The following is a 24,364-nucleotide window of genomic DNA, read 5'->3' as shown; positions in this document are numbered from 1 at the left end:
AAAGCGGCCGTCAGGCCTTGCTGCGAGCGATGATGTCGGCTGCGGTTCGCTGACCCATCCGAACGGCACCGTCGACGTGCTGGTACCCCTCGGCCGCAATGTCGGAGCACGAGAAGTGAATCGGGCCGACGGGCGTGCGGGAATCCGCGCCGTAGCGGTGCAGGCCTCCGAGGTCGAAGCTCGCTGCGTACGCACCGCGGGTCCATTCCTCCGAGCCCCAGTCGGATTCGTAGTACACAACCGGCTCTTCGGCCTTCGGGCCGAGATAGCGGGCAAGTGAGGCCAGAATCGTGGCCTTACGCTCCTCGACGGAAAGCTCGAACATCGCGTCGGCCTTCTCGTCGGAGACGAAAGCGACCAGGGTGCCGCGATCGTCCTCGTGGTTGGTGTTGTCGTACACCTCCTGCACTACCTCGGACGCGCCGAAGCCGGTGCCGGAGAGGCCGGCTTCGCGCCAGAAAGGCGTCTCGTACACCGCGTGCACCTTGATGACGAGGCCGAGGGACTGGTGCTGGTGCATCTGGTGCTGACGACGCGGCAGCGGGGGATCGTACGAGATCCGGGAGTAGAGGTTGGGCGGTACGGCCAGGATCACTCGGCTTGCCTCGACGCGAACATCGCCGTCCGCCAACACCGTTGCACCGGATTCGTTCCACTTCACCGTTCGCACGGGTGCGTTGAGGAAGACGTCGTCACCGAGAGCCTCCGCCATGCGGATCGATACCTGCTGCATTCCGCCGATCACTCGCTTGTCGAGGATGAAGTCCTCGTCGACGAGGTGGGAGAAGGAGCCTGCCGAAGCGGCCATGAGTACGGCCTGCAGGGCAGAGAACGAGTGGGCGGGCTTGGTGAGCATTCCACCGGCGATGAAGAGGCCGATGTTGTCACGTGCCTCGGCGTCGTCGGACTGATTGATCAGCCACTGCTTGAAGGAGACTGTGTCGAGATCGCGGGCGAGGGGATGTGCCCACGGTTCCTCGGCGCCGATCTGTGCTGCGAGATCGTCCATCTCGTCGATGAGACGGTCCATCTCCTTCTTCGTGGTGTCGTTCGTGGGGAAGGAATCGCCCGTGTACTGCGTCCGCTCACCTGCCGACGAGATGTAGACGGACTCGCCCTCGCGGTAGCGCTCGAAAGTTTTCAGGCCGAGTTCGTCGAGCAAGGAGATCAGCGCGGTCTGGTCGGGGGAGACCCACTGGCCGCCGATTTCCAGAACTGCTCCGTCGATGGTGTCGGTCCACGTGCGGCCGCCGACGCGGTCGCGCGCTTCGATCACAGCGACGGTCAAACCGGCCTTGCGCAGCGCGGTTGCAGCTGCCAGGCCAGAGGGGCCGGCGCCGACGATTGCAACGTCTCTCTGGAGATTAGGCACTTGCGAGCTCCTTCATGTTGAGCACCGCTCGAGTCGAAAGCTGCCGACGAGCGAGTGAACGGGTGTCGGTTTTCAGTCTGTCCCGAGGAGACGCACACCACACCTGACGAAACGGCGTGTTCGATCGTCGAACTTGTGCCGTTTAGGCGCGCAGCTAGCCGTTGACGACGTGACGATCGCCGAGCGGTCGGCTCAGCGGAACGTCCAGGCTGCCGAACACGGCAACCAAGATGCACATCTTGTCCGCGGCCTCCGGCAATGCTCCGGTTCGGAGCGTGACGATCACCGTCGTATCGGTCTCTTCGACGGTTGCGTACGCGCCGTAGCACTCCGGAGTGCCGGTCACGAAGTGGACTGCCACCGTGTGATCGTCGACCTCGGACCACGATTCGAACATGGTGGCCGTCGCACCCACGATGTCGGTGCGGCTGTCGAACTCCGTGCCCATCTCGCTGTCGTCGACCTCGTCGGGAACGGGGGTTCCGAGCGACCAGTCGGCGGGACTTGCTTCGTTGGCCGCCATCGGATTCGGTGCGGCAACCGGCCCCGTGGTCTGGGCCCCGACGGAGCATCCGGCCACAGCAAGGCAGGCCAGAACGGCGAGGGTTAGTACACGCATGAATCCACCGTAACCCTGCTCAAGCGAGTAGCGCTGTGACCAGCGCAATTGCCGGAATTGACGCCAAAGTGGTGACAAAGGCACTGTCTCGGGCGAGGACCATTCCGCGCCGATAGCGGCTTGCGTAGATGAAGACGTTCTGCGCCGTCGGCAACGTCGAGACGACCACGATGGCGAACAACTGATGACCGTCGATGCCGAGGAGGAAATGCGCCATCAGATAGGCCAGCACAGGTTGGACCACGATCTTGAGCGTCGACGCCAGCGCGACGTCGCGGCGTGGACTCGAGCCTTTCTCCAGCACCCGCACGCCGTAGAGCGAGAGCCCGAATGCCAACAGCGCACCGGGTACGGACGTCGCGCCGATCAATTCGAAAGGCTGCATCAGCGGCCGGGGCGGTACCCAACCGATCAACGCGACGATCAACCCCGCAGCGCCCGCGAGCACGATCGGATTCTTGAACGGGGCGGTGACGGTGTCGATCAACGAGAGCTTCTCGGCATCCGCGCCGCGAAGGGCCGTCAGATCGAGGATCGTCAAGGCGATCGGGGAGTACACGACGATCTGGAAGAGCAGGAGCGGCGCGACGAACGTGGCATCGCCGAGCACGAACACCGCGATCGGGATTCCGAGGTTGGCTGAATTCACGTACGAAGCCGACAGCGCGCCGATGGTCAGTTCGGGTAGCGGCCGGTTGAGCCAGATCTTTGCGACGACGACGTACAGAGCGCCGACGGCAAAGGCAGTAGCCGACGCAACGGCGAGCGTCGGCGAGAAGATCACCGAAAGATCGGACGACGCGAGGGTGGTGAACAGCAGGGCAGGCGTCGCGACGAAGAAGACGAGTCGACCGAGAACGAACTGTCCTTGGCTACCGAGGGTGCCGAGACGGCCGAGGAGATACCCGACCGCGATGACAACAAAAATTACGGTGAAACCCGCAACAACTCCCGACACGCTGCGGGCACCTCTCGACTGGAATGAACGACTTCGGGAAATCTTAGTCCGGGCAACAAAAAGGCCGCGCAGTCGAGTGACTGCGCGACCTCTTCGGTACTTCTACGTGTGACTACCGAGCACGTATGACTACCGGGCGGCGGTGAAGGGGAGCAACGCCATTTCGCGTGCGTTCTTCACTGCAACGGCGACCTGACGCTGCTGCTGCGGGGTCAGGCCCGTGACGCGACGGCTGCGGATCTTGCCGCGGTCCGAGATGAACGTGCGAAGCAAGTTGATGTCCTTGTAATCGACATGCGTGATCTTCGCTGCGAACAACGGGTTCTTCTTGGGCTTACGACCCTCTACGGGGCGTGGCTTCTTCGACGGTGAACGCTTGACTGCCATCCGACTTCCTTACCAGCTCGACTTGTGTACGCCAGGCAGTTCCCCACGGTGCGCCATTTCTCGCACGCGAATCCGGGAGAGCCCGAACTTCCGCAGGTGGCCGCGCGGACGTCCATCCGCAGCGTCTCGATTGCGCAATCGTACCGGACTGGCGTCGCGTGGTAGACGTTGCAGGGTCGCTTGGGCCTTCGCGCGCTCCTCTGCCGAGCTTTTCGGGGAGCGGATCGTCTCCTTGAGAGCGGACCGCTGCTCCGCGTACCGCTCGACGACGACCCGTCGCTGGTTGTTCTTCGCGATCTTCGACTTCTTGGCCATGCCTACTTCTCTTCTCGGAAATCGACGTGCTTTCGCAGCACCGGGTCGTACTTCTTCAGTACGAGTCGATCGGGGTCGTTACGACGGTTCTTGCGGGTCACGTACGTGTACCCGGTGCCCGCGGTGGACTTGAGTTTCACGATCGGGCGGATCTCGTTGCGTGCCATCTGCTCAGACCTTCTCGCCGCGCGCGCGGATCCGGGCGACGACGGATTCGATGCCGTCGCGGTCGATCGTCTTGATGCCCTTGGTCGAGAGCGTGAGTGTGATGTGACGCCCCTCGCTGGGCAGGAGGTAGGTCTTGCGCTGGATGTTCGGGTTCCAGCGACGGTTCGAACGCTTGTGAGAGTGCGAGACGGATTTTCCGAACCCCGGCACACGTCCGGTCACTTGGCAGTGAGCCGACATGGGTGTTCCTTTCAACTTGCAGATGACAATCATTTTCGACAATGCGGTGAGATCAATGTACCGTTCAACCTCGGTAATGACAATCATTCCCAGAAAGGCCCGCTGTGAACACGATCTTGGACGGCAGGACTCCGCTGGTCCTGGTCGCCGGCATGAGCGAATCCACCCCACACACCGCACGAGCGTTGCTGCGAACCGGAACTGTTCTGGTCCACCACGACCTGAGCCACGTCCGTGAAGGGGTGGTCCGGCGGACGGTCACCTCGATGACCGGGAGTGCCGGGTCTGCCGGCACTGTGTCCGAGCGCGAGACGATCCTCGAGCTCGCGCACGGCTGCGTCTCCTGCACCCTGCGCGAAGACTTGCTGCCGCTCCTGCGCCGGCTTCACTCGCACAGTTCGGTGCAGCGGATCGTGTTGCTGTTGGACCGGCAACTCGAGCCCGAGGCGCTGTGCTGGGCGATCGAGCACGTCGTCGTAACCGGCGTCGTCGGCCAACTGGACGGACCGGCGCAGCGGGACGTCCGCGTCGACGCCGTCGTGACGTGCATCGACGCGGCGACCTGGCTGGCAGACGCCACCGGCGACGAAGCTCTCGACGACGACCGCACCCTGGCTCAGGTCGTCGTCGGGCAGGTCGACTTCGCCGACGCGCTCGTCCTACGCGGGTCCGATGCGCTCGACGGCTGGCAGCGGTCCCGCTTGAACGCGGTTCTCGCGCGCATCGCTCCACGGGTACCCGTCTTCGATGAGGGAGACGACATCGAGGCACTGCTCCTCGAGGTGCCTGCGGATGCGCGACGCGGTGAACTGGCCGACGCTCACTCACCGCTGTTGCGTCGCCAGCCGCCGCTCGACGACGACGGCGGAGTGATGCTCGTCGAGTTCACCGCGAACCGGCCGTTCCACCCCGGTCGTCTGCACGAGGCGATCGACGTCCTGCTCGAAGGCGTCGTGTACTCCCGCGGACGAGTCTGGGTGGCAACGCAACCGGGTGAAGCGCTCTGGCTCGAATCGGCGGGCGGTGGCCTGCGAGTTGCCAGCGCGGACACCTGGCTGGCCGCGATGACGCCGGAGGAACGAGACCGCGTTTCAGCTGAACGCCGTGCACTCGCGGCCCTGAAATGGGACGAACGTTTCGGTGATCGCGACACCTCGATGGTCGTTCTGACGTGCGGTGCGAACCCGCTCGAGATCGACCGAACACTGCAGCACGCCTTGGTCACCGACGACGAATTGGCGGACGAAGCGTCGTGGGCAACGTGGGAAGACCCGTTCGGCGAGTTTCACGAAGACCCGTGTGACGAATCCGAATCACCTTATGCCGAAACCGAATCAACGCGAGAGGGAAACGAATGAAGAAGCAGATGCACCCCGACTACCACCCGGTGGTCTTCCAGGACGCCAGCACCGGCAAGAGCTTCCTGACCCGATCGACCGTGACGAGTGAGCGCACCGTCGAATGGGAAGATGGTGGCACGTACCCGCTGCTGGTCGTCGACGTCACGAGCGACTCTCACCCGTTCTGGACCGGAGCGCAACGTGTGATGGACACCGCCGGACGCGTCGAGAAGTTCGAGCGGCGCTACGGAAAGCGCAAGGCACTCTGATGGCCGTTCCCAAGCGGAAGATGTCCCGTTCCAACACTCGCAGCCGTCGTGCCCAGTGGAAGGCGACGGCGCCCGATCTGGTCGAGGTCACGGCCTTCGGCCAGACCCACCGAGTCCCTCGGCGACTGGTCAAAGCAGTTCGACTCGGGGTGATCGACCCGAGCCGCATCTGACCGTGCGATCCTTGGCCGGTGCTGCTGAGGATCCTCGAACTGGTGGGCATCGTGGCGTTCGCGGCCTCGGGTGCCCTGGTGGGCGTCACCAAGCGACTCGACATCTTCGGGGTGTGCTCGGTGGGTGTGTTCACCGGCATCGGTGGCGGTATCGTCCGCGACGTTCTCCTCGGCGTCCATCCGCCCAGCTCTCTGAGCAGTTGGCCGTACTTCGGAACGGCCGCCGCCACCTCACTCGCCGTGTTCTACCTCCACGAGCCGCTCAATCGACTGCGTCGTGAAATCCTGGCGCTCGACGCACTGGGGATGGGCTTGTTCGCGAGCACCGGCGCCGTCATCGCGCTGGACAACAACGCCAGTTCGCTGGCGGCGACCTTGATCGGTGCGACCGCGGCGATCGGCGGCGGCGTGATCCGCGACGTTCTCGTCAACGAGGTGCCACTGCTCCTGCACAAGGACCTGTACGCGGTTCCCGCACTGCTCGGCGCTGCGTTGGTGGTCACAGTCTCGCAAGCCGGACTGTCCACCAACGCCGCTCTGGTGTGCGGCACGGCGTTCGCCGCGGTGTTCAGACTGCTTGCGTTATGGCGTCATTGGAGCCTGCCCGGGCCGAGGCGAACCCGGGACTGACCGCGACACGCCGGAGGCCGGAATCGGACCCTCTCAGCCGCATCTCAGCACTTCAGTCCAAACTGTCGGTATGCGTATTTTGGTGGTCGACGACGACCGGGCGGTTCGCGAGTCGCTTCGGCGGTCGCTCAGCTTCAACGGCTACACGGTCGAGCTCGCGGTCGACGGGCTCGACGCACTCGAGAAGATCCTCGCCAACCGGCCCGACGCCGTCGTGCTCGACGTCATGATGCCGCGACTCGACGGACTCGAAGTGTGCCGTCGTCTTCGCAGTGCCGGCGACGACCTGCCCATCCTCGTGCTCACCGCCCGCGATTCGGTCAGCGAGCGAGTGGCCGGTCTCGATGCCGGAGCGGACGACTACCTGCCCAAGCCCTTCGCTTTGGAAGAGTTGCTTGCCAGGTTGCGTGCACTACTTCGCCGCACCGCGCCCGATCTGGACGCCGATTCCGAAATGATGGCGTTCGAGGACCTCACCCTCGACCCGGTCACCCGTGAGGTCAAGCGCGGCGAACGATCGATCAGCCTGACGCGCACCGAGTTCTCCCTCCTCGAAATGCTCATGGCCAACCCACGCCGCGTGCTGACCCGTGGACGCATTCTCGAAGAAGTGTGGGGATACGACTTCCCGACGTCCGGCAATGCCCTCGAGGTGTATGTCGGCTACCTGCGTCGCAAGACGGAAGCCGACGGCGAACCGAGGTTGATCCACACCGTCCGCGGAGTCGGATACGTCCTGCGGGAGACGCCTCCGTGATCACCGCTCCGTTCGGCAAGAACGCCGAACCGAAGAAATCCTCCACCACCCAAGCGTCCGTCGAAATGCGCCCGCCGATGCCACTGACCCGTTCGGTGTCATTGCGTTGGCGTGTGACGCTGCTCGCCGCGTCGGTGGTGGCCATTGCCGTCGCAGTCATGGCGATCGCTGCCTACGCGGTGGTTTCGCGTGCGCTCTACGCGGACGTCGATCACCAGTTGCGTACCAGGGCAGCGGTGCTCATCGACAGCAATGTCGTGCGATTCGATCCTCGCTACATCTCCGGTGCGACGCTGTACACCACCGACATCAGTGTGGCCCTGATCTTCTCGGACCTGAGCACGTACCAGCCGCCCGGTTCCGACGTGCCGATCGGTGAAGCCGAAGACGCCGTAGCGCGTGGCGAATCGGATTCCTCGCTGCGAACCGTCGACGGTCAGCGAGTGCTGGCTCAACGAACCCATGACGGCAGCACTTTGGTGATCGGTCAGCGGCTCGCGCCGACCGTTGCGGTACTGGACCGTCTGGCCTGGGTGCTCTTCGTGGTCGGCGGGTGTGGCGTCATACTTGCGGCAGTGGCGGGTACTACCGTGGGCCGCACCGGTTTACGACCCATTGCCAGGCTGACTGCTGCCACCGAACGAGTCGCTCGGACCGACGATCTGACGCAGATCCCCGTTACCGGCAGCGACGAATTGGCGCGCCTGACAGAGAGTTTCAACACGATGCTGCGGGCGCTCGCCGAGTCCCGTGAGCGTCAGTCGCGCCTCGTCGCGGACGCCGGACACGAGTTGCGGACGCCGTTGACTTCGTTGCGCACCAACATGGAATTGCTGATCGCGTCAAGTCGCCCCGGTGCGCCGCAGATTCCCGACGAGGACATGGCAGAACTTCGTGCCGACGTCGTCGCGCAGATCGAGGAACTGTCGACTCTGGTCGGCGACCTCGTCGACCTGGCCCGTGAAGACGCACCCGAAACCGTGTACGAGCGCGTCGACGTCAGCGACGTCGTCGAGCGTGCGCTCGAACGAGCGCGGCGCAGGCGCAACGAAATCGAGTTCGAGGCGGTCACCACTCCGTGGTACGTCTACGGAGATCAAGCGGGCCTGTCGCGTGCCGTGCTGAACGTCCTCGACAACGCTGCGAAGTGGAGTCCTAAGGGCGAACAGGTACGCGTCGAAATGCATCCGGTGGGTCAAGGATTGTTGGAATTGACCGTAAGTGATGCGGGACCTGGAATTCCGGAGGAGGATCGGGAGTTGGTGTTCGATCGTTTCTACCGGTCGACCGCGGCACGTTCGATGCCGGGATCGGGTCTGGGACTTGCGATTGTGCGTCAGGTCGTCGTCAAGCACGGCGGCACCATCGCGATCGACGAATCCGATCGTGGGGGAGCGCTTGTTCGTATCGTGCTTCCCGGTGAACCGGGGCCGAGTGCCGAGTAGCGTGTTCTGTAGACCCGTTGGTCCCTCGCTTCGGTGACTGACGTCACGGCTTAATGCGTTCGGCCCGAAAGTCTTTCGGGCCGAACCGACAACACCGGTTTTTCACGTCGAACTCTGGGTAAAGTGACAGGCACGTCTCAGCGCCTTCTCAGCAGCGCAAGGCAGCATTGTCGGCAGAACAGTTGTGACTGCCCGTCCGGTGGTCACCGTAGACGAAAGCGAGCCGATGACCGAGGACCGTAACGTCGGGCCGACCCGGCCCGAGCAGCCCAACAGCGAGCCCACCACCCAGGCGCAGCCGACAGCACCTCAAGCACAGCCGACAGCACCTCAGGCACAGCCTCCCGTGCCGCCGCAGCAGCCTCAGGGGCAGGCGCCTCAGCAGCCGTACCAGCCGACCGAATCGTTCGCCCGACCCGCCGAAGGCAGGCCCACCGAAGCCTTCGGGCAGGCACAGCAGCAGCCCACGCAGGCTTTCGGCCACCCGCACGGTGCCCATGAGGCCGCGTACCAGCAGAGCGCCCCGTACGGCGCACCCAACCCTGGTGGCCCCGGCGGTCCGAACGGCCCGGGCGTCGGCCACAACCAGATCCCCGCACCGCTGCAGGGGCCGAACTCCGGTTCGACCACCACCAAGCCGAAATCGGGACGCATGGCGCTGGTTGCCGGCGCTCTCGCCCTGGTCCTGGTCAGTGGTGGTGTCGGTGGCGTGGTCGGCGCCGTCGTCGCGGACCGCAACGGTGGAACCGCGACGGTCACCAACTCTCTGAACGCTCCGAAGCCCACTGCGACCAACACGTCCAACGCTCCCGCCGGCTCGGTTCAGGCCGTTGCCTCGAAGGTCGTGCCGAGCGTCGTGCAGATCGAGGTAGCCACCGCGCAGGGACAGGGCGGTGAGGGCTCCGGTGTCATCCTGTCCTCCGACGGTCTGATCCTGACCAACAACCACGTTGCCGGCGCACAGGGAGCGCAACTTCGCGTTGCGTTCTCCGACGGAACCAAGGCCTCGGCCACCCTTGTCGGTGCCGACCCCGTCTCCGACATCGCCGTCATCAAGGTCGACGGTCGCAACGACCTCACCCCCATCGATCTCGGCAACTCCGGCGACGTCCAGGTCGGACAGCAGGTGGTTGCCGTCGGGTCCCCACTCGGCCTGGCCGGCACGGTCACCGAAGGCATCATCTCCGCACTCGATCGCCCGGTGTCCACGAGCGGCGAGTCCGGCAACCAGAACACCGTCATCGACGCTCTGCAGACCGACGCAGCGATCAACCCCGGCAACTCCGGTGGCGCCCTCGTCAACATGGACGGCCAGCTGATCGGCATCAACACGGCGATCGCCTCGCTCGGAGCGTCGTCGGGTACCCAAGGCGGTTCGATCGGCCTCGGTTTCGCCATCCCGATCGATCAGGCACGCCGCGTCGCCGACGAACTGATCAAGACCGGCAAGGCGACTCAGGCCATGATCGGCGTGACCGTGCCGTCGCAGGACAACGCCGACGGCGCAACCGTCATGGATGTCACTGCTGACGGGCCGGCCGCCAAGGCCGGTATCCCGAAGGGTGCAGTCATCACCAAGGTCGACGATCGTGTTGTCGCAGATGGTGATTCGCTGATCGCGGCAGTGCGTTCACATGCTCCCGGCGACAAGGTCTCGATCACGTACAGCGACGGCGGGCAGACCAAGACCGTCGACGTCACGTTGGGAACCGCGGCAGCGCAGGGCGGTCGATGATGTTCGGCGATCAGCAGACGATCGACCCGATCTTCGGCCAGATCGCAACGGCGTCGGGATCGGACACTACGGTAGGAGTCATGGAACTCGAAGCCACATCGGCCGGCCGCGCTCTGGTCGTCATCGTCGACGATCGCACAGCCCACGGCGACAACACCGACTCCATCGGTCCACTGGTCACGGAACTGCTGAACGAAGCGGGTTTTCTCGTCGATGCGACGGTCGCCGTCGCCGCCGACGAAGTGGAGATCCGCAACGCTCTCAACACCGCAGTCATCGGTGGCGTCGACCTCGTCATCTCGGTCGGCGGTACCGGGGTATCCCCGCGTGACGTCACTCCTGACGTGACCGCTGAGGTTCTCGATCGCGAGATCCCGGGAATTGCCGAAGCACTTCGTGCTTCCGGTCTTTCGGCCGGATCGCTCGAAGCAGGCTTGTCCCGCGGCCTCGTCGGGGTTTCGGGAAGCACCGTGGTAGCCAATCTGGCGTCGACCAGGCCGGCAATTCGCGACGGCATGGCAACCCTGACGGCTTTGGCGAGTCACGTGATCGCCGAGCTGTCCAGCCTCGAGGGCTGAGACAGCTTGTCGGAGCAACCAGATACCCCGAAGAAGCCGTCAGTCGACAAGAAGCGCCTGGCGCGCATCTTCGGGGACGTCTTTCCCGAGACGACGTCGGACGAGCGGGGTCCCGAGGGATCCTCGCGGTCCTCGGACGACGACTGGCTGCGCAGTCAGCGGCCCCCGCACCACGGGGGTTGAGAAGTAAATCAGGCCCCCGGACAATTGTCCGAGGGCCTGATTTGATCTGTGGGCACTGCCTATTCGAGAGTCTTGGCGTGCGCTCCCGTGTCGGCGCCACCGGCATTGGCCGAGAGGATGTCGCGGATCTGGATGAGCAGATCGGTTTCGCTGGCTTCCTTGTCCTCGGGCTCGGAGACGAACTTCTTCTTCGCTGCATTCGCAGGGACGATCAGCACGAAGTAGACGACCGCTGCGATGATGATGAAGTTGATGATCGCGGTGACCACAGCACCGATATTCACGAAGGTTTCGGAATTACCGGCAATGATCTCCTTTCCCCAGCCCAATTCGTCGGATCCGCCGATAGCTGCGATGAGTGGGTTGATGATGTTGCTGGTGAATGCCGTGACGATGGCGGTGAAGGCTGCGCCGACGACAACCGCGACGGCCAGGTCGAGCACGTTTCCGCGAAGCAGGAAGTCCTTGAATCCCTTGAGCATGTCGGTGTCCCCTCGAGTCTCCGATGGCAAGTGCCAGATGGTCCGTTGATACCGAACCGACTGGAAAAATCCTAGAGGAGCTTCGGACGCTTTGTGCGGTCAGCGGAATGTCACGGTGATCGCATTGGACAGAGATGCCGCGGCTACGACGTTGGCTGCTGGTGTCGGCAGGGCCAGCAAAATCACCTGTTCCTGCTGGTTACGTGTACTTTCCGATGTGGTGACCAACGCGACTACCGCTCCTGCCGCAAGAATTTGTGGGGCCTTGTCTGCAACTGATTCGTTGGGTGTGTCGGGGTGGGGCGTGTCTGGGCGGGATGTGTCAGGGCCGACGGTCAGGACGTCGACGACGTCCCCGCTGCGCAACATGTCCGCGACGGCCGCATCGGCCAATCGGACGGGGACGATGCGGGCGTCGTCGGTTCCTACCGACAACCCGGCCAGCCGTGGGCTGAGAACGCGCACGTCGGTGACGGTTTCTCCGGAGCGAATCGGGCCGGCAACGGTTCTCCCGACTACCAGGTCGGTGTCGGAGACAACTCCTTCGGGAAGTTGTTTCGAGTCGATCTCTCGCATCTCGACATCCGAATCCGCAATCACCTGCCCCGGAGTGAGATCGCGGCTCGAGACAACTACGGCGACCGTATCGGTCGCGGGATCGCCTCGAAAGAAGAGAACAACGCCGAGTGTGGCCAGGACGACCGCTGCGATCTTGCGGACGGTCGCTGAGCGAAACCGTGTGCCGCGTGTCAGTTCGACGACGCGATCGAAGGTGTTCGGCGTGAGATCGAGCTGGGCGCGCAATGGATGGGAGCGCCTCGGCGAACGAGAACGTACTGACGGCATTCATGCACGTTAGGGCCGGAAGCGGTGCTTCCGGCCCTGACAATGTGAACCTGTGGACAACCCGGAGGTTGTGGAAATCAGCTTGCGGCAGCCTTTGCGGGCGCCGGCGTGCTGGTCGACGAACTCGATGTCGAAGAGGAGTCCGACTTGGACTCGGACTTCGCAGCGGGTGCCGAATCGCTCTTGGCCGGCTCGCTCGCAGTCCCGGAGCCGCCGCGGCTGTCGGTGCGGTAGAAGCCGCTGCCCTTGAACACGATGCCAACAGAGTTGAACAGCTTGCGGAGCTTGCCTGAGCAAGCTGGGCAGACCGTCAGCGAATCTTCGCTGAAGGACTGGACGATGTCGAAACGGTTGTCACATTCCGTACATGCGTATGAGTAGGTGGGCACCGGGCTTCCTCCGCACTGTGATGTTCGAGCAGCCGCGTATTTACACCGCAGCCTTTAGCACTCTACAAGTGACAGTGCCAACAGCGCTAATCAGGGATCTATTCCCGCAGATCAATCGCCTTTGAGTTGCGTGAGGCCGCCGCGCGGCGTCAATGCCCAGCCCATGGGAATGTCGTGGTCGTCGGCAGGCAAGGCCTCGACGAGTTCGGAGTCTCTGACAATTGCCACGAGCCGAGTCTGTGGTCCGACCGACCCGAGCGTCCGGTCGTAGAAGCCTGCGCCACGGCCGAGGCGTGTTCCGCGAAGATCCACCGCGAGAGCAGGGACAAGCATGCATTCCACGTCGGACAGGGCTTCCGGTGGCAAGACGGGTCCGACAGGCTCCCGAATGCCGTACTTCGCGGGGCGCAAACCGTCCGCGCCGCTGTACTCGACCCAGGACAACGGTCCCGGCTCCCCGGTGATCGGAAGTAGTACACGCTGAGCGATCTCGGCAACGGCGTCGAGCAAATCGGTGGATCCTGGTTCGGTGCGGGTGGGGACGTACGCACAGACGACCGAGCCGTCGACAATCACTGAACGTATGTGCGTGATCAACGCCGCAGTTTCCGTGTTTCGAGTGTGCTCGGAGACTGCATCACGTGCTGCGAGTGTGATTTGTCGCCATTGTGCTTTTGTCTGAGGTGTCACCCCGCAACGATATTCGTCGTGCTGACCGAGCGGTAACAAGCGGCGGCTAAGGTGTTGGCATGACAGACGTTGTCGCTAGCAGCACGAGGGCCTTCCGTACGGCCGTGGTTCCCGCAGCCGGACTTGGTACGCGTTTCCTGCCTGCCACCAAGACGGTTCCGAAAGAATTGCTGCCGGTCGTGGACACACCGGGTATCGAACTGGTGGCAGGTGAAGCTGCGGACTCGGGAGCCGAGCGGCTCGTCATCGTGACGTCCCCGGGCAAAGACGGCGTGGTTGCCCACTTCGTCGAGGATCTCGTGCTCGAAAGCAAGCTGGAAGCAAGCGGAAAACTCGCTGCCCTGGCGAAGGTGCGCAAAGCGCCGGGTTTGCTCGAAGTCGACTCCGTGATTCAGGAGCAGCCCCTCGGCCTCGGGCATGCAGTCGGTTGCGTCGAGTCGGTTCTCGACGACGACGAAGACGCCATCGCGGTCCTTCTGCCCGATGATCTCGTACTACCGCGTGGCGTCCTGGAGATCATGGCGCGTGTTCGTGCCAAGCGCGGCGGGTCCGTTCTCTGTGCAATCGACGTCCCGAAAGACGCAGTCAGCGCGTACGGCGTCTTCGACGTCGAGATCGTTCCCGACGCGGTCAATCCCGATGTCCTCAAGGTCGTCGGCATGGTCGAGAAGCCGGCTGTGGAAGACGCGCCGTCGACCTTTGCCGCTGCAGGTCGCTATCTGCTCGATCGTGCGATCTTCGACGCACTTCGTCGCATCGAGCCGGGAGCCGGCGGTGAGTTGCAACTCACCGACGCCATCGCTCTCCTGATTTCCGAGGGCCATCCGGTTCACGTGGTGGTGCACCGCGGAACGCGTCATGACCTGGGCAACCCCGGCGGGTACCTCCGCGCTTCGGTGGACCTGGCGCTCGACAGTGACGATTACGGCCCGTCCTTGCGTAAGTGGCTCGCGGATCGGCTCGACCGCTGAGCGTGTCGCCACGGTGGTTGATCGCCCGATAACGCAGTATCAATGTGCTTGTCCCTTTTCGGCGGCAAGGCATCATGAGCTGACGGATATCACCGAATTTCCAGACACAGGAGGACGCGGACCAGATGCGGTCGGTTGAGGAGCAGCAGACCAGGGTTACCGCTGCTGCAGTGGCACCCCGTCCGGTTCGGGTCGCCATCTCGGAGGCGCAGGGACTGCTGTGTGCCGAGGAAGTGGTGACCGAACGCCCATTGCCGGGATTCGATCAAGCTGCCATCGACGGTTACGCGGTTCGTAGTGTCGATGTCGCCGGCGCCGGAGCCGACCTCCGAGGCGAGGACGGCGAGCCTACCGACCTCACCTTGCCGGTGGTCGGTGAGGTGACGGCGGGCTCACGCCAACCGATCCGCTTGCAACCTCGCCAGGCCGTCCGAGTCGACACCGGCGCGCCTTTGCCCACGCTGGCCGACGCAGTTCTTCCGCTCGAGAACACCGACGGTGGTCGCGCTCGCGTTCGGATCTTCGAGCCGGTGCGTTCGGGCGATTACGTTCGCCGTGCAGGCGACGACGTCCAGCCGGGCGACGTGGCCGTTCGGGCAGGCACCATCATCGGAGCCGCACAGGTCGGGTTGCTTGCCGCGGTCGGCCGCGACAAAGTACTCGTCCATCCGCGTCCGCGCCTCTCCGTCATCAGCGTCGGTGGAGAACTCGTCGACGTGGATCGCACGCCGGGACCTGGTCAGGTTTACGACGTCAATTCGTATGCCCTCGCCGCCGCAGCGCGCGATGCCGGCGCCGACGTCAACCGTGTGGGAATCGCAGGCAACGACTCGCGTCGTCTTCGCGAAGTAGTCGAGGGACAGCTGATTCGCTCGGAAATCGTTGTCATCGCCGGTGCCGTGGGCGGCGGAGCGTCCGACGAGGTTCGTGAGGCGCTTGCCGACCTGGGGACACTCGAGGTGGAGCGCGTTGCCATGCATCCGGGATCAGTGCAGGGCTTCGGAAAGCTGGGAAGGGACGAGGTTCCGACCTTTCTCCTACCGTCCAACCCGGTCAGCGCACTGGTGGTATTCGAAGTCATGGTTCGCCCGCTGATCAGAATCGCGCTCGGACGCCGCCAGCCGATGCGGCGAGTAGTGAAGGCGCGGACAGTGGGAACGATCACGTCGATTGCCGATCGCAAGGGTTTTCTGCGTGGTCAGCTGATGCGTGACGAAGCGACAGGGGAGTACCTGGTGCAGGCCCTCGGGGGTGCGCCCGGTGCGTCCTCACATCTCCTCGCGACCTTGGCGGAAGCCAATTGCTTGGTTCTGGTCGATCGAGACGTCACCGAAGTGCACATCGGTGAAGAAGTCGACGTAGCTTTTCTCGCCCAACGTGGGTAACGCCGACCCGAGTGGGGTGTGATGTCAGTCCATCCAGGATGGCCGGAAGATCTCGGCCCGCTGCGAGTGCCCGCGGGAGTGGTGACCGTCCGCCCCGTGAAGCTCCGTGACGCTGCTGTGTGGAGTCGTCTCCGCATTCGCGATCGCGAGCACCTCGAGCCGTGGGAGCCCACCGGAGAATCGCCCTGGGATGCTCGCCACCACATCACCGTCTGGCCGTCCCTGTGCGGAAACCTTCGCTCCGAAGCGCGCAAGGGCAGGATCCTCCCCCTGGTGATCGAACTCGACGGGAAGTACTGCGGGCAGGTCACCATCGGAAATGTGGTGCGCGGCGCTCTGCGGTCCGCCTGGGTGGGCTATTGGGTCGCCTCGCACGTGACCGGTGGGGGCGTAGCCACAGCTGCCGTTGCACTCACACTCGATCACGCATTCTCGAAGGTCGGTCTGCATCGAGTGGAGGCCACTGTTCGGCCGGAGAACGCGTCGAGTCGCGCAGTCCTACGAAACGTGGGGTTCCGGGAGGAAGGTCTTCTCAAGCGCTACCTCGATGTCGACGGCCAATGGCGTGATCATCTTCTGGTCGGAATGACCATCGAGGAAGTACCCACCACCGTCGTCGACAGATTGGTGCGGTCCGGACGCGCTTCGTGGGTGTGACGAAGACGGCGCCAGAAGCGTGAGAAACGCGAGCTAAACAGCAGTTACCGCTGAGTAGTCCTACTTTCGGTCGGGAAAATGTGGTTTTTGATTCAACCAGAACTTGAGACTTTTGGGACTGAACCGGAAGTTCAGTTCGGTACGCGTGTGACACATGAGTATGGTGGGGTTCGGCGCGTCGGCAACGATGCGAGGGCGTCGGCCGTTAACCTTGACTCGTCAACGGCTGGCATAGGTGCTGGTAGGTGATCGGGAGGAGGCCGCGGCATGCCTAGCTCATTCGTGTGGATCGGGCTGGTGGCCGTGTGGCTGTTCGTCCTGGTGCCGATGCTTGTCAACAAGCGCCCCAGGATCCGGCAGACGAGTGACGCGGCACTCGCGACTCGAGTACTCCACCGCGGCGACAGCAACCCTGTTCAGCGCGGGCCGGCAGCAGGACATCGAAGCGATCCGAACTGGCAACCAGAACCAGTGCGCAGCAGCTACGACGCGGAGGACCAGATGGACACTCACGCAGAAGACGACTACGCCGGCGGTCGTGCACCGGTCGGAGAATTTGTTCCGGTTCGGCGCGGCCGAGGCGGATTCGACCCCGAAGCGGATGCCATCGCCCGGGAGGCGCGGTATGCATTCCGTCAGCGGACGTTGCTGGGCCTTGCGTTCGTCGCGATTCTCTCGGGCGCTCTCGCATTGATCATCTCGCCGATGGTGTGGTGGTTGTTTGCGCTGACCGTGTGCGGCCTCGGCGGGTACATGGCGTACTTGCGTCGGCAGGTTCGGATCGAGCAGGAGATTCGCCGCCGTCGTACCGAACGCCTCAACCGATCGCGACTCGGAGTCGAATCGCACACCGACGAAGAGCTTCGCCTGATTCCGGCGCGACTGCGTCGGCCAGGAGCGGTTGTCCTCGAGGTCGACGACGAAGATCCGGTGTTCGATCACCTGGATCACTACGAAGAAGAGATCAGGCACACCGAGATGCGTCGCGCGTCCGGTCAGTGATCTTCTGGGCCGATCTTGTCGGGCCGAAAGTTCGTGTCGGGTGATTCCAACGGGAGTATTCGTTCCTGTTAGAGTTGCCGAGCACCGCTGAGGCGGTGGCACGGGGCTGTGGCGCAGTTGGTAGCGCGCTTCGTTCGCATCGAAGAGGTCAGGGGTTCGATTCCCCTCAGCTCCACCAAGAAGTACCAGCGAAAAGGGTCTTTCAACGAAAGTTGAACGACCCTTTCCTGCATTTTCAGGGCCTGCCCGAATTGCGAAGATTCGATCTGAGTGTGCGCCGTTTCATACGATTGCGACCGCTGATCCGGACCGTTGAGCTTCCAAGTGAGGGATGATCCTTGGGCGGATACATGTTTGCCGGAAATGTAACGAGGGTGTGTCCGGTGCGATAGGCACGGTGAGTCTGCCGCAGTTTTCCGCAGGTCGGACGTATGTGTCGGGGAGGAATGTCGATGAGCCAGCCACGACGGCTAGCGATGATGCTTGTTGCTGTGATGTGCCTGATGGGTATCGGCGTCCTTGCCGTATCGGTCTTCCCCGCCATCGTCGCCGCCCAACCTGGCGGCAACAGCGGTGGTGGCAACAACGGCAATGGAAACGGCAATTACGGCAACAACGGTGGCAATAACAACGGCAACGGTGGCGGTCACAACGGCAACAACGGCAACGGTGGCGGCAACAACGGCAACGGCAACTATGGCTGGCATTGTCACCGTCACAACTGCGGCACGACCGTAATTCCGACACCGACACCGACCACGACTGAGCCGACGACGACGACTGAGCCCACGACGACTGAGCCGACCACGACGACTGAGCCGACCACGACTGAGCCGACCACGACTGAGCCCACGACGACTGAGCCGACCACGACGACTGAGCCGACCACGACGACTGAGCCGACCACGACTGAGCCGACCACGACTGAGCCGACCACGACTGAGCCGACCACGACGACTGAGCCGACCACGACGACTGAGCCGACGACGACTGAGCCGACGACGACTGAGCCGACGACCACGACTGAGCCGACGACCACGACTGAGCCGACCACGACGACTGAGCCCACGACCACGACTGAGCCCACGACCAACCCTTCGGCGTCGCAACGTCCGAGCAGCAGCGCTTCCCCCGCGACCAACGCAACTTCTGCGACCAACGCAACTTCACAGACCGAGAGTCCTTCGAGCCAAGCACCCTCCGAGACACAGTCTCCTTCCGAATCGCAGCCGAGTTCCGAGCAGTCGTCCGCGGTAGCGGCTCCGCCGGCTGGACCGTCTGATCCGCAGGGACCGTCAGCGGGCGGCGGAGCGCCTGCACCCTCTGCCGGTGGACCGGCAAACGCTGCGCCGGGCGCAGTCGCAGCCCCTTCCGCACCCGAGGTTCTGGCCGCACCCGCACCCGTAGCTCCGCAGGTACCGTCGAACGTTCCGAACGTCGCGGCTCCGACTGACAACCCGCAGGCATTTCCGACGGCGTTCACTCAAGGGCTTCCGCCGATTCTCAACGCCGCCGCCGTCGCCGGCGGTGTAGGCGGAATGGCAGTGGTAGCGGCCGGTGCGGGAGCACTGACTTTCCGCGGAGCATCGCTGCAGAAGGCACGATTGGCTGCCGCGCGTGCCGAATTCCTGGCACCCGGATCACAGGGAGGTGCGTGAGTCGTGCCGGACAGACGTTCACATCGCCGCGTTCTGGCCGCGGTGGATGCCGTATGCGACGCAGCAGCGTCGTCGGAGGCAGTGTCACTGCTGACGGTGGTGCAGACAGTCGCCCGCGAGCGTGGGCGCCCGATCGAGATCGATCTGGAAACCCCTCTCGCCACCGGAGTGTGCGGTCAGCGCCGGGCCTACGACGACCACGACGTCATCGTTTTGGCTCCCGGACTACCCAATGTCGAGCGGACTCTGGCACATGAGTTGGGGCACATAGTGTTTCGCCACGAGGGTGCCGAGATCGCCGAGGCGACGCTCGAGGTCAGTGACGATTTGATCGCCTACATGTTGAGTCAACGTTCTCTGCGGCGCAACGAACCCGTGCCGATGGACGACATCGCGGAGTGGGAAGCCGAGACGTTCGCGTCGATGTTGATCATGCGTCTGCGAACGATGAGTGGCCGTGGGACACCGCTGTCGGTGTTGCGGTACGACGAGGCGATCGGATGATCTTTTGGGCTGTGGCCCTTCTCGTCTGGGTTGCAGCCGGCGCGAGACTGGGTCGAGTTGTCGCGCGCACCGCGACGCCGTTGCGAATGTCGATGGTCTTTGCAGGCTTCTCGGTCGCATTGTCGTCGACGGTCATGGTGCCGGCGGTATGGGACATCGTCGATCGCATTGCGCCGGAGCAGCATGCCGCCGCGATGATCGTCATCGTCTTGTGGACAGCGTTGTCTGCGGCCAGTGCAGTCGGCGCCGTGTCTGCGTGGCCGGTGATGTCACGTCCGGCTATGCGCGGCCTCGCCACCGTGCTGTACTCGGTGGGGCTCCTGGTGGCGATCGCGGTTCTCTTCGGCTACCCGGCGCCGGCTCTGATCTTTATCATCGTCGCTCTGTCCCTTGTCATTTCGACGGGGCTACGGCACGTTGCGTGGGCGCCGTTGGGGCGCGGAATCGCGTTGATCGTGACCGGTTCGTCGATCCTGCTCGTCGTGGTCGTCGTGATGCTTGTCGAATCGATCGGTGGCACCGGCGCACTCGAATCGGATATCTGGACGGGCCCGGGGGTGTGGTTCATCGCTGCCTCGAGTGTTCTGATTGCGCTGGGCATCACGTGGGTGCTTCTCGAGACCTGGTTACGTGCGCGACGAGATCTGTACCGGCTGCGGCGGATGCACGCGCTTCTCGTCAAGCGATTCCCCGAGGTAGTCGACGCGGACAGCGCCGGGAGTACGTCTGTGCTGCGGGCATCGGACATGATCGCGCAGATCATGGATGCGATGTACATCCAGTCCGGCGCCGGGATGTTCGACGTCGGTGGTCAGGAACCGCCGCGGGCCGTCACTGCACACGCGGGGATTTTGGCGGGGTGGATCGCCGATCCCTTGGCCTCGGATGTGTTGGACACCAGGTGGATTGCGCCTCCTGAGAAGATGTCGGCGCGCCGCTGGGTGTTGTTGTTGGCGAAAGAACTCGATGAAACGACAAAAGTAGGTCGACGTTCGTAGTCGACCTACTCCATGTCATTGCAGTGCTCGAGATCGAGTCAGTGCTTCAGCACGGTCACATCAGCGTGACGCGTCAGGCGGAACCTCTGGCAAACCTTCACTCGCGCGGAGCTTTTCAGCCATCGTGGTGAGTAGATTCTGCGATTCTTCCGAGAGGTCGAATGCACGGCTCGAGAGGCGGCGAAGCCCGTAGCCTTGGAGCTGTGAGAGCAGTTCGAGATCGTGATCGATCTTGGCTGCGTAGATGTCGTTGAAGAAGTAGTCGGGCTTCACCTTGAAGAACCGGGCGAAGGCTGCGACTGTCTCGTCTGAGGGGTTGGTGCGCTGTCCCGAGCGGAGCTGCGAGATGTACGGCTTGGAGATCTGATGGCCGTCTTCGATGAGCGCTGCCGCAACCTCGGCGTTGGTATGGGGTTTGCGCCCCGGAGGATGAACACTGTCGAACAGTTTGTTCAATCGTTCTGCAAAGTCAGCCATTGTGAACCGCCCCGTAATCCTCTCTAGCTAGCAATTGTCCGTTCAGTGAATCCTACGGTATCACGCGGATAACCGATCGGTAGCTCACCGTAGTCTGTTTAGTGGACTAGTTGTCAAATGTGTCCGAGATTCGATTCGTCCGCCCAATGAGTGCTCAGCTATGTCTCAGCGCACATTGAGTTTCCGCCACACGGAAATGTGCAGCTACGACTGCGCTATTCGAACCTTCCAGTACTTGGCCAATCTGCCCAATATCAAACCTTTTACCCGTTTTGGCGATATTAGCTATGCGTTAGCCTGGTTTTTCACAACTATTTCGATTGAAAAACTGCAGTTCAAGCGATGTTTGAAGGTTTGGGGTCGCGATCAGGGTGGCTGGTTGCGATGTCATGCGGATCACCTCCGGGTTGAACCTTGAACGGTTTGCCGGATTGCGATCTGTGCTAGCTAAACCCTCCGAGTGGGTGCAGAATTGTGACATGAAACACACGATGAGCGATGATGAATTGCGCCGCGCAATCCGTGAAATTCAGGATCGAGCCCACGACGCACGCAAGCGTGGGGACGATGTAGCGGCGGAAGAACTCGACCGTACGGTCAAGGGCTATCAAGAGCAGATGATGCAGCGTCTCTAGTGCTCGCTGCGGTCGTCTCTGTGCGGTGTTTGCGCGGAGTGCGGCCGTGCCCCCCCAGGTCGTCTTGCGTGTTTCAGGGCGGCCGCATCGTGCGTGCGTAGACTTTCCCGCATGTCCACAGTACGAGTGCGGGGGAGTGTTCATCCATGTCTGTAAGGTCGCTCGACGGCAAGAAATGCCTGATCACCGGCGCCGGTAGTGGAATTGGACGTGCAACTGCGCTGCGTGCATCAGAGGTCGGCGCCGAATTGTTTCTCACCGATATCAACAGCGTCGGATTGGAAGAGACGGTCGCGATGGTCGGCGCCGGCGGCGGCACGGTCAGCATGGCGAAGGCACTCGATATCTCGGACTACGACGAGGTCGTGAAATTCGGTACCGAGATTCACACTCAATTTTCTTCGATGGATGTCGTCATGAATATCGCCGGCATTTCAGCGTGGGGAACTATCGAGAACCTCGAACATCGGCATTGGAAGTCCATGGTGGACGTCAACCTGATGGGGCCGATCCATGTCATGGAGACGTTTGTTCCACCCATGATTCGTGCCGGCAAGGGTGGACACCTGGTCAACGTGTCTTCGGCTGCCGGACTTTTGGCCCTGCCGTGGCACGCCGCCTACAGTGCGAGCAAGTTCGGCCTTCGCGGGGTGTCCGAGGTGCTGCGATTCGATCTGAAGCGGCACGGAATCGGGGTCAGTCTGGTTGTGCCGGGTGGGGTGAAGACGCCATTGGTGGGAACCGTGGAAATAGCGGGTATCGACAGGAACGACCCGCGGGTCGAAAAACTCACGCACCGGTTCGAGGCGCGTGCTGTCTCCCCGGAGAAGGTGGCGTCGTGCATTCTGCGGGGAATCGAGAAGAATACGTACCTCGTATATACGTCCAATGACATCCGATTCGGATACTGGTGGGCGCGCAAATTCGCCCTGCCTTACGAGTTCGTGATGCAAAAAGCGAACGACCAGTTCAGTAAATTGCTCAAGCGATGAGCGTTAACTCCGCCGGGACTTTTATCTAGTCGAATAGGGACCAAAGTCATGCCGAAGAGTTTTCACTTCGATATCGAATTCAAATATCCGATCGACGACGTGCATCGAACTTTGACCGACCCGAATTATTGGAAAGGCAGACTCGGAGACCTTTATGCCACCTCGGACATCGAAGTTCGAGACGGATCGATCGAAGTATCCGTGTCCGAGGAAATCGACTCCGCCTCCCTCCCGAGCCTGGTCGCCAAGGTTGCGCCGAGTCGGCTCGGTCTGAAACGGGTCGATCGGTGGGGACCTCTGTCGGACGGGCGTGCAGCAGGGTCGGTCACCGGAATCGCGCGGGGACTGCCGATCCGAATCGAGACGACGCTCGATCTCACCGCCGCCGAGTCCTGCACGCGGTTGGTCGTCGACGGAACGGCTGAGGTGAAGATGCCGATCATCGGCGGCCAGATCGAGAAGTTGCTGAAGAAGACCGTCGAGGACTTGCTGGGGCGCGATCGGGACGCCGTTGAGTCATTTCTCGCCTGAGCCTGCACCGAAATCTACTTCCAGAACGCGCGCACCCGGGCCGGCGGATGCGAGTTGATCGTGCGGGTTGGCGAGGGCGCACCCCTCCAACGAGAGGCACCCGCAACCGATGCAACCGGTGAGGTTGTCCCGTAGACGTTCCAGTTGCTCGATGCGTAGATCGAGGTGGCGCCGCCACCCGGTCGACAATCTTTCCCAATCTGCGCGGTTCGGGGTACGGCCTTCAGGAAGTGTGCCGAGGGCCTCTCTGATTTCCGACAGCGGAATGCCGACGCGTTGCGAGATTCTGATGAAGGCGACGCGTCGAAGCGTGTCTCGTTGGTATCGGCGCTGGTTTCCGCTGGTCCGGCGACTGACGATGAGGCCTTCTCGTTCGTAGAAATGCAGGGCCGAGACGGCGACACCGCTGCGCTCGGAGAGCTGGCCGGGCGTGAGTTCCTTTGCCTTCCACGACGGCATCTCCATGGCGACTACCGGTCCGTCGCGCGGTGGAGGGTGGCGTGGAGATGATGCGTCAGCGGGGTGTCGCCGTGCGCCATCCACAGGTCGTATGTCAGCGTGTCGCCCTGAACGCGCATGACTCGCCGAACGTCGTGAACCGGTTTTGCGTCGGGTGATGCTGCGAGCGTGAGACGGGTCAAGGCGAGAGTGCCTTCGGAGTCGAGGGTGCCGCGATGGATCTCGACGAATCCGGTGGGCTGGCTGACCAGCAATTCGAGCTCACCACCCGGTGTTGGGCGCAGGTATCCCGATTCCATGTGAAGCGGTCGTCCGTCGAGGAGCCCACGAGTGCGCGACGAGTAGGTGAGAAACGGTTTCGGGGTGGGCGCGAACTCGATCTCCTCGGAGTACTCGAAGTCGTCGATGGTGGGGAAATGTCCGGCTCCAGCGCCGACCCAGCGCCCGGTGAACCTCTCGATTCCGGCGCCGTTCAGCGCCGCCTGATCCGTACTACTCATTGCCTGGTCCTCTCGCCTG

At 63.0% G+C, this 24,364-nt stretch carries 34 protein-coding genes and 1 tRNA gene; 19 read left to right on the top strand and 16 right to left on the bottom strand.

All coding sequences use genetic code 11. The annotated features are described in order from the left end of the window. Positions 1–10: 10 nt before the first annotated feature. From EHW12_RS21905 to rpmB, 7 genes are all read right to left on the bottom strand, one after another. A complete protein-coding gene (locus EHW12_RS21905; RefSeq protein WP_125051752.1) occupies positions 11–1,372 on the bottom strand; it encodes an NAD(P)/FAD-dependent oxidoreductase in 1,362 nt (453 codons plus the stop codon). A gap of 154 nt (positions 1,373–1,526) precedes the next feature. Next, complete coding sequence (locus tag EHW12_RS21900; RefSeq protein WP_037132827.1) at positions 1,527–1,991, bottom strand: hypothetical protein; 465 nt, start codon at positions 1,989–1,991, stop codon at positions 1,527–1,529. 19 nt (positions 1,992–2,010) lie between these two features. Continuing rightward, positions 2,011–2,949, bottom strand: coding sequence for an AEC family transporter (locus EHW12_RS21895; RefSeq protein WP_003946401.1), 939 nt, complete (start codon positions 2,947–2,949; stop codon positions 2,011–2,013). A 129-nt stretch (positions 2,950–3,078) separates the two neighbouring features. Next, a complete protein-coding gene (gene rpsR, locus EHW12_RS21890; protein WP_003946414.1) occupies positions 3,079–3,336 on the bottom strand; it encodes a 30S ribosomal protein S18 in 258 nt (85 codons plus the stop codon). A gap of 9 nt (positions 3,337–3,345) precedes the next feature. Continuing rightward, entirely contained in the window at positions 3,346–3,651 is a 306-nt protein-coding gene (gene rpsN / locus EHW12_RS21885) for a 30S ribosomal protein S14 (protein ID WP_003946379.1), read from the bottom strand. 2 nt (positions 3,652–3,653) lie between these two features. After that, on the bottom strand, positions 3,654–3,818 hold the full coding sequence (gene rpmG / locus EHW12_RS21880) for a 50S ribosomal protein L33 (protein ID WP_003946358.1): 165 nt from the start codon (positions 3,816–3,818) through the stop codon (positions 3,654–3,656). A gap of 4 nt (positions 3,819–3,822) precedes the next feature. Further along, positions 3,823–4,059, bottom strand: a complete 237-nt coding sequence (gene rpmB, locus EHW12_RS21875) for a 50S ribosomal protein L28 (RefSeq protein ID WP_125051750.1) — start codon at positions 4,057–4,059, stop codon at positions 3,823–3,825. A 104-nt stretch (positions 4,060–4,163) separates the two neighbouring features. Between rpmB and EHW12_RS21870 the strand changes: the two genes are divergently transcribed. From EHW12_RS21870 to EHW12_RS34725, 9 genes are all read left to right on the top strand, one after another. Further along, complete coding sequence (locus EHW12_RS21870; protein ID WP_125051748.1) at positions 4,164–5,417, top strand: GTP-binding protein; 1,254 nt, start codon at positions 4,164–4,166, stop codon at positions 5,415–5,417. After that, entirely contained in the window at positions 5,414–5,668 is a 255-nt protein-coding gene (locus EHW12_RS21865; RefSeq protein ID WP_003946367.1) for a type B 50S ribosomal protein L31, read from the top strand. The genes EHW12_RS21870 and EHW12_RS21865 overlap by 4 nt, the downstream gene beginning before the upstream one ends. Beyond that, positions 5,668–5,841, top strand: coding sequence for a 50S ribosomal protein L32 (gene rpmF / locus EHW12_RS21860; RefSeq protein ID WP_007727540.1), 174 nt, complete (start codon positions 5,668–5,670; stop codon positions 5,839–5,841). The genes EHW12_RS21865 and rpmF overlap by 1 nt, the downstream gene beginning before the upstream one ends. An 18-nt stretch (positions 5,842–5,859) precedes the next feature. After that, positions 5,860–6,471 (top strand): trimeric intracellular cation channel family protein, encoded by a 612-nt coding sequence (locus EHW12_RS21855; protein WP_003946409.1) that lies wholly within the window; start codon positions 5,860–5,862, stop codon positions 6,469–6,471. Positions 6,472–6,541: 70 nt separating this feature from the next. Then, a complete protein-coding gene (locus EHW12_RS21850) occupies positions 6,542–7,228 on the top strand; it encodes a response regulator transcription factor (RefSeq protein WP_003946387.1) in 687 nt (228 codons plus the stop codon). 65 nt (positions 7,229–7,293) lie between these two features. Continuing rightward, on the top strand, positions 7,294–8,673 hold the full coding sequence (locus EHW12_RS21845) for a HAMP domain-containing sensor histidine kinase (RefSeq protein WP_241199183.1): 1,380 nt from the start codon (positions 7,294–7,296) through the stop codon (positions 8,671–8,673). Positions 8,674–8,899: 226 nt separating this feature from the next. Continuing rightward, positions 8,900–10,408, top strand: a complete 1,509-nt coding sequence (locus EHW12_RS21840; protein WP_241199027.1) for a trypsin-like peptidase domain-containing protein — start codon at positions 8,900–8,902, stop codon at positions 10,406–10,408. Between the two features lie 80 nt (positions 10,409–10,488). Continuing rightward, entirely contained in the window at positions 10,489–10,986 is a 498-nt protein-coding gene (locus tag EHW12_RS21835; RefSeq protein ID WP_176720912.1) for a MogA/MoaB family molybdenum cofactor biosynthesis protein, read from the top strand. Positions 10,987–10,992: 6 nt separating this feature from the next. Next, positions 10,993–11,169: a hypothetical protein gene (locus EHW12_RS34725; protein ID WP_003946347.1), complete on the top strand. Its 177-nt coding sequence runs from the start codon at positions 10,993–10,995 to the stop codon at positions 11,167–11,169. A 59-nt stretch (positions 11,170–11,228) separates the two neighbouring features. Here the strand turns inward: EHW12_RS34725 and mscL are convergent, their stop codons facing one another. The 4 genes from mscL to EHW12_RS21815 form a co-directional block, all read right to left on the bottom strand. Next, positions 11,229–11,651 carry a large conductance mechanosensitive channel protein MscL gene (gene mscL, locus EHW12_RS21830; protein ID WP_007727535.1) on the bottom strand — a complete coding sequence of 141 codons (423 nt, stop codon included), beginning with the start codon at positions 11,649–11,651 and terminating at the stop codon, positions 11,229–11,231. A gap of 99 nt (positions 11,652–11,750) precedes the next feature. After that, on the bottom strand, positions 11,751–12,497 hold the full coding sequence (locus EHW12_RS21825) for an SAF domain-containing protein (RefSeq protein ID WP_202425859.1): 747 nt from the start codon (positions 12,495–12,497) through the stop codon (positions 11,751–11,753). Positions 12,498–12,574: 77 nt separating this feature from the next. Next, positions 12,575–12,886 carry an FmdB family zinc ribbon protein gene (locus tag EHW12_RS21820; RefSeq protein WP_003946378.1) on the bottom strand — a complete coding sequence of 104 codons (312 nt, stop codon included), beginning with the start codon at positions 12,884–12,886 and terminating at the stop codon, positions 12,575–12,577. A 111-nt stretch (positions 12,887–12,997) separates the two neighbouring features. Beyond that, complete coding sequence (locus tag EHW12_RS21815; protein WP_030536326.1) at positions 12,998–13,576, bottom strand: 5-formyltetrahydrofolate cyclo-ligase; 579 nt, start codon at positions 13,574–13,576, stop codon at positions 12,998–13,000. A gap of 59 nt (positions 13,577–13,635) precedes the next feature. Between EHW12_RS21815 and EHW12_RS21810 the strand changes: the two genes are divergently transcribed. The 5 genes from EHW12_RS21810 to EHW12_RS21790 all read left to right on the top strand — a co-directional run bounded on the left by EHW12_RS21810 (position 13,636) and on the right by EHW12_RS21790 (position 17,769). Further along, complete coding sequence (locus EHW12_RS21810) at positions 13,636–14,547, top strand: UTP--glucose-1-phosphate uridylyltransferase (RefSeq protein WP_003946415.1); 912 nt, start codon at positions 13,636–13,638, stop codon at positions 14,545–14,547. 125 nt (positions 14,548–14,672) lie between these two features. After that, positions 14,673–15,932 (top strand): gephyrin-like molybdotransferase Glp, encoded by a 1,260-nt coding sequence (gene glp / locus EHW12_RS21805; protein WP_007727526.1) that lies wholly within the window; start codon positions 14,673–14,675, stop codon positions 15,930–15,932. A gap of 21 nt (positions 15,933–15,953) precedes the next feature. Next, a complete protein-coding gene (locus EHW12_RS21800; RefSeq protein ID WP_007727523.1) occupies positions 15,954–16,589 on the top strand; it encodes a GNAT family protein in 636 nt (211 codons plus the stop codon). Between the two features lie 267 nt (positions 16,590–16,856). After that, positions 16,857–17,591, top strand: a complete 735-nt coding sequence (glpR, locus tag EHW12_RS21795) for a gephyrin-like molybdotransferase receptor GlpR (RefSeq protein WP_007727521.1) — start codon at positions 16,857–16,859, stop codon at positions 17,589–17,591. A gap of 102 nt (positions 17,592–17,693) precedes the next feature. Continuing rightward, positions 17,694–17,769, top strand: a tRNA-Ala gene (locus EHW12_RS21790). Positions 17,770–18,061: 292 nt separating this feature from the next. Here the strand turns inward: EHW12_RS21790 and EHW12_RS34720 are convergent. Together EHW12_RS34720 and EHW12_RS34715 are read right to left on the bottom strand one after the other, a co-directional pair. Further along, positions 18,062–18,304 (bottom strand): hypothetical protein, encoded by a 243-nt coding sequence (locus EHW12_RS34720; protein WP_158170056.1) that lies wholly within the window; start codon positions 18,302–18,304, stop codon positions 18,062–18,064. Positions 18,305–18,306: 2 nt separating this feature from the next. Continuing rightward, complete coding sequence (locus EHW12_RS34715; RefSeq protein ID WP_161120187.1) at positions 18,307–19,074, bottom strand: hypothetical protein; 768 nt, start codon at positions 19,072–19,074, stop codon at positions 18,307–18,309. 178 nt (positions 19,075–19,252) lie between these two features. On the opposite strand from EHW12_RS34715, the gene EHW12_RS21780 reads away from it, so the two are divergent. Together EHW12_RS21780 and EHW12_RS21775 are read left to right on the top strand one after the other, a co-directional pair. After that, positions 19,253–19,753, top strand: coding sequence for an ImmA/IrrE family metallo-endopeptidase (locus EHW12_RS21780; protein ID WP_003946241.1), 501 nt, complete (start codon positions 19,253–19,255; stop codon positions 19,751–19,753). Continuing rightward, entirely contained in the window at positions 19,750–20,751 is a 1,002-nt protein-coding gene (locus EHW12_RS21775) for a hypothetical protein (RefSeq protein WP_064074035.1), read from the top strand. The genes EHW12_RS21780 and EHW12_RS21775 overlap by 4 nt, the downstream gene beginning before the upstream one ends. A 60-nt stretch (positions 20,752–20,811) precedes the next feature. On the opposite strand, the gene EHW12_RS21770 is transcribed toward EHW12_RS21775, so the two are convergent. Further along, positions 20,812–21,228, bottom strand: coding sequence for a helix-turn-helix domain-containing protein (locus EHW12_RS21770; protein WP_003946231.1), 417 nt, complete (start codon positions 21,226–21,228; stop codon positions 20,812–20,814). A 479-nt stretch (positions 21,229–21,707) separates the two neighbouring features. On the opposite strand from EHW12_RS21770, the gene EHW12_RS34710 reads away from it, so the two are divergent. The 3 genes from EHW12_RS34710 to EHW12_RS21755 all read left to right on the top strand — a co-directional run bounded on the left by EHW12_RS34710 (position 21,708) and on the right by EHW12_RS21755 (position 23,386). Further along, positions 21,708–21,863, top strand: a complete 156-nt coding sequence (locus EHW12_RS34710; RefSeq protein WP_003946253.1) for a hypothetical protein — start codon at positions 21,708–21,710, stop codon at positions 21,861–21,863. A gap of 146 nt (positions 21,864–22,009) precedes the next feature. Next, entirely contained in the window at positions 22,010–22,855 is an 846-nt protein-coding gene (locus tag EHW12_RS21760) for an SDR family oxidoreductase (protein WP_007729029.1), read from the top strand. A gap of 48 nt (positions 22,856–22,903) precedes the next feature. Beyond that, a complete protein-coding gene (locus tag EHW12_RS21755) occupies positions 22,904–23,386 on the top strand; it encodes a DUF2505 domain-containing protein (protein WP_030536322.1) in 483 nt (160 codons plus the stop codon). Here the strand turns inward: EHW12_RS21755 and soxR are convergent. Both soxR and EHW12_RS21745 read right to left on the bottom strand, forming a co-directional pair. Then, positions 23,372–23,851 carry a redox-sensitive transcriptional activator SoxR gene (gene soxR / locus EHW12_RS21750; protein WP_003946250.1) on the bottom strand — a complete coding sequence of 160 codons (480 nt, stop codon included), beginning with the start codon at positions 23,849–23,851 and terminating at the stop codon, positions 23,372–23,374. The genes EHW12_RS21755 and soxR overlap by 15 nt on opposite strands. Before the next feature lie 5 nt (positions 23,852–23,856). Then, positions 23,857–24,345 carry an FABP family protein gene (locus tag EHW12_RS21745; protein ID WP_125051742.1) on the bottom strand — a complete coding sequence of 163 codons (489 nt, stop codon included), beginning with the start codon at positions 24,343–24,345 and terminating at the stop codon, positions 23,857–23,859. Positions 24,346–24,364: the final 19 nt, after the last annotated feature.

Source organism: Rhodococcus sp. NJ-530, from assembly GCF_003860625.1.
In the GTDB taxonomy this organism is placed as follows: domain Bacteria; phylum Actinomycetota; class Actinomycetes; order Mycobacteriales; family Mycobacteriaceae; genus Rhodococcus_F; species Rhodococcus_F qingshengii.
Note: the sequence above shows the minus strand (reverse complement) of the source record. Positions and strands in the feature narration are given on the sequence as shown.

Bases quoted from the DNA above. Each gene is read 5' to 3' on its own strand.
- EHW12_RS34710 (WP_003946253.1), top strand. From the start codon at position 21,708: ATGAAACACACGATGAGCGATGATGAATTGCGCCGCGCAATCCGTGAA.
- EHW12_RS21865 (WP_003946367.1), top strand. From the start codon at position 5,414: ATGAAGAAGCAGATGCACCCCGACTACCACCCGGTGGTCTTCCAGGAC.
- soxR (WP_003946250.1), bottom strand. From the start codon at position 23,851: ATGGAGATGCCGTCGTGGAAGGCAAAGGAACTCACGCCCGGCCAGCTC.
- EHW12_RS21800 (WP_007727523.1), top strand. From the start codon at position 15,954: ATGTCAGTCCATCCAGGATGGCCGGAAGATCTCGGCCCGCTGCGAGTG.
- glpR (WP_007727521.1), top strand. From the start codon at position 16,857: ATGCCTAGCTCATTCGTGTGGATCGGGCTGGTGGCCGTGTGGCTGTTC.
- EHW12_RS21900 (WP_037132827.1), bottom strand. From the start codon at position 1,991: ATGCGTGTACTAACCCTCGCCGTTCTGGCCTGCCTTGCTGTGGCCGGA.
- rpsR (WP_003946414.1), bottom strand. From the start codon at position 3,336: ATGGCAGTCAAGCGTTCACCGTCGAAGAAGCCACGCCCCGTAGAGGGT.
- EHW12_RS21825 (WP_202425859.1), bottom strand. From the start codon at position 12,497: ATGCCGTCAGTACGTTCTCGTTCGCCGAGGCGCTCCCATCCATTGCGC.
- EHW12_RS21845 (WP_241199183.1), top strand. From the start codon at position 7,294: ATGCGCCCGCCGATGCCACTGACCCGTTCGGTGTCATTGCGTTGGCGT.
- glp (WP_007727526.1), top strand. From the start codon at position 14,673: ATGCGGTCGGTTGAGGAGCAGCAGACCAGGGTTACCGCTGCTGCAGTG.
- rpmB (WP_125051750.1), bottom strand. From the start codon at position 4,059: ATGTCGGCTCACTGCCAAGTGACCGGACGTGTGCCGGGGTTCGGAAAA.
- EHW12_RS21810 (WP_003946415.1), top strand. From the start codon at position 13,636: ATGACAGACGTTGTCGCTAGCAGCACGAGGGCCTTCCGTACGGCCGTG.
- EHW12_RS21775 (WP_064074035.1), top strand. From the start codon at position 19,750: ATGATCTTTTGGGCTGTGGCCCTTCTCGTCTGGGTTGCAGCCGGCGCG.
- EHW12_RS21760 (WP_007729029.1), top strand. From the start codon at position 22,010: ATGTCTGTAAGGTCGCTCGACGGCAAGAAATGCCTGATCACCGGCGCC.
- rpmF (WP_007727540.1), top strand. From the start codon at position 5,668: ATGGCCGTTCCCAAGCGGAAGATGTCCCGTTCCAACACTCGCAGCCGT.
- EHW12_RS21755 (WP_030536322.1), top strand. From the start codon at position 22,904: ATGCCGAAGAGTTTTCACTTCGATATCGAATTCAAATATCCGATCGAC.
- rpmG (WP_003946358.1), bottom strand. From the start codon at position 3,818: ATGGCACGCAACGAGATCCGCCCGATCGTGAAACTCAAGTCCACCGCG.
- EHW12_RS21770 (WP_003946231.1), bottom strand. From the start codon at position 21,228: ATGGCTGACTTTGCAGAACGATTGAACAAACTGTTCGACAGTGTTCAT.
- EHW12_RS21840 (WP_241199027.1), top strand. From the start codon at position 8,900: ATGACCGAGGACCGTAACGTCGGGCCGACCCGGCCCGAGCAGCCCAAC.
- rpsN (WP_003946379.1), bottom strand. From the start codon at position 3,651: ATGGCCAAGAAGTCGAAGATCGCGAAGAACAACCAGCGACGGGTCGTC.
- EHW12_RS21850 (WP_003946387.1), top strand. From the start codon at position 6,542: ATGCGTATTTTGGTGGTCGACGACGACCGGGCGGTTCGCGAGTCGCTT.
- mscL (WP_007727535.1), bottom strand. From the start codon at position 11,651: ATGCTCAAGGGATTCAAGGACTTCCTGCTTCGCGGAAACGTGCTCGAC.
- EHW12_RS21835 (WP_176720912.1), top strand. From the start codon at position 10,489: ATGGAACTCGAAGCCACATCGGCCGGCCGCGCTCTGGTCGTCATCGTC.
- EHW12_RS21745 (WP_125051742.1), bottom strand. From the start codon at position 24,345: ATGAGTAGTACGGATCAGGCGGCGCTGAACGGCGCCGGAATCGAGAGG.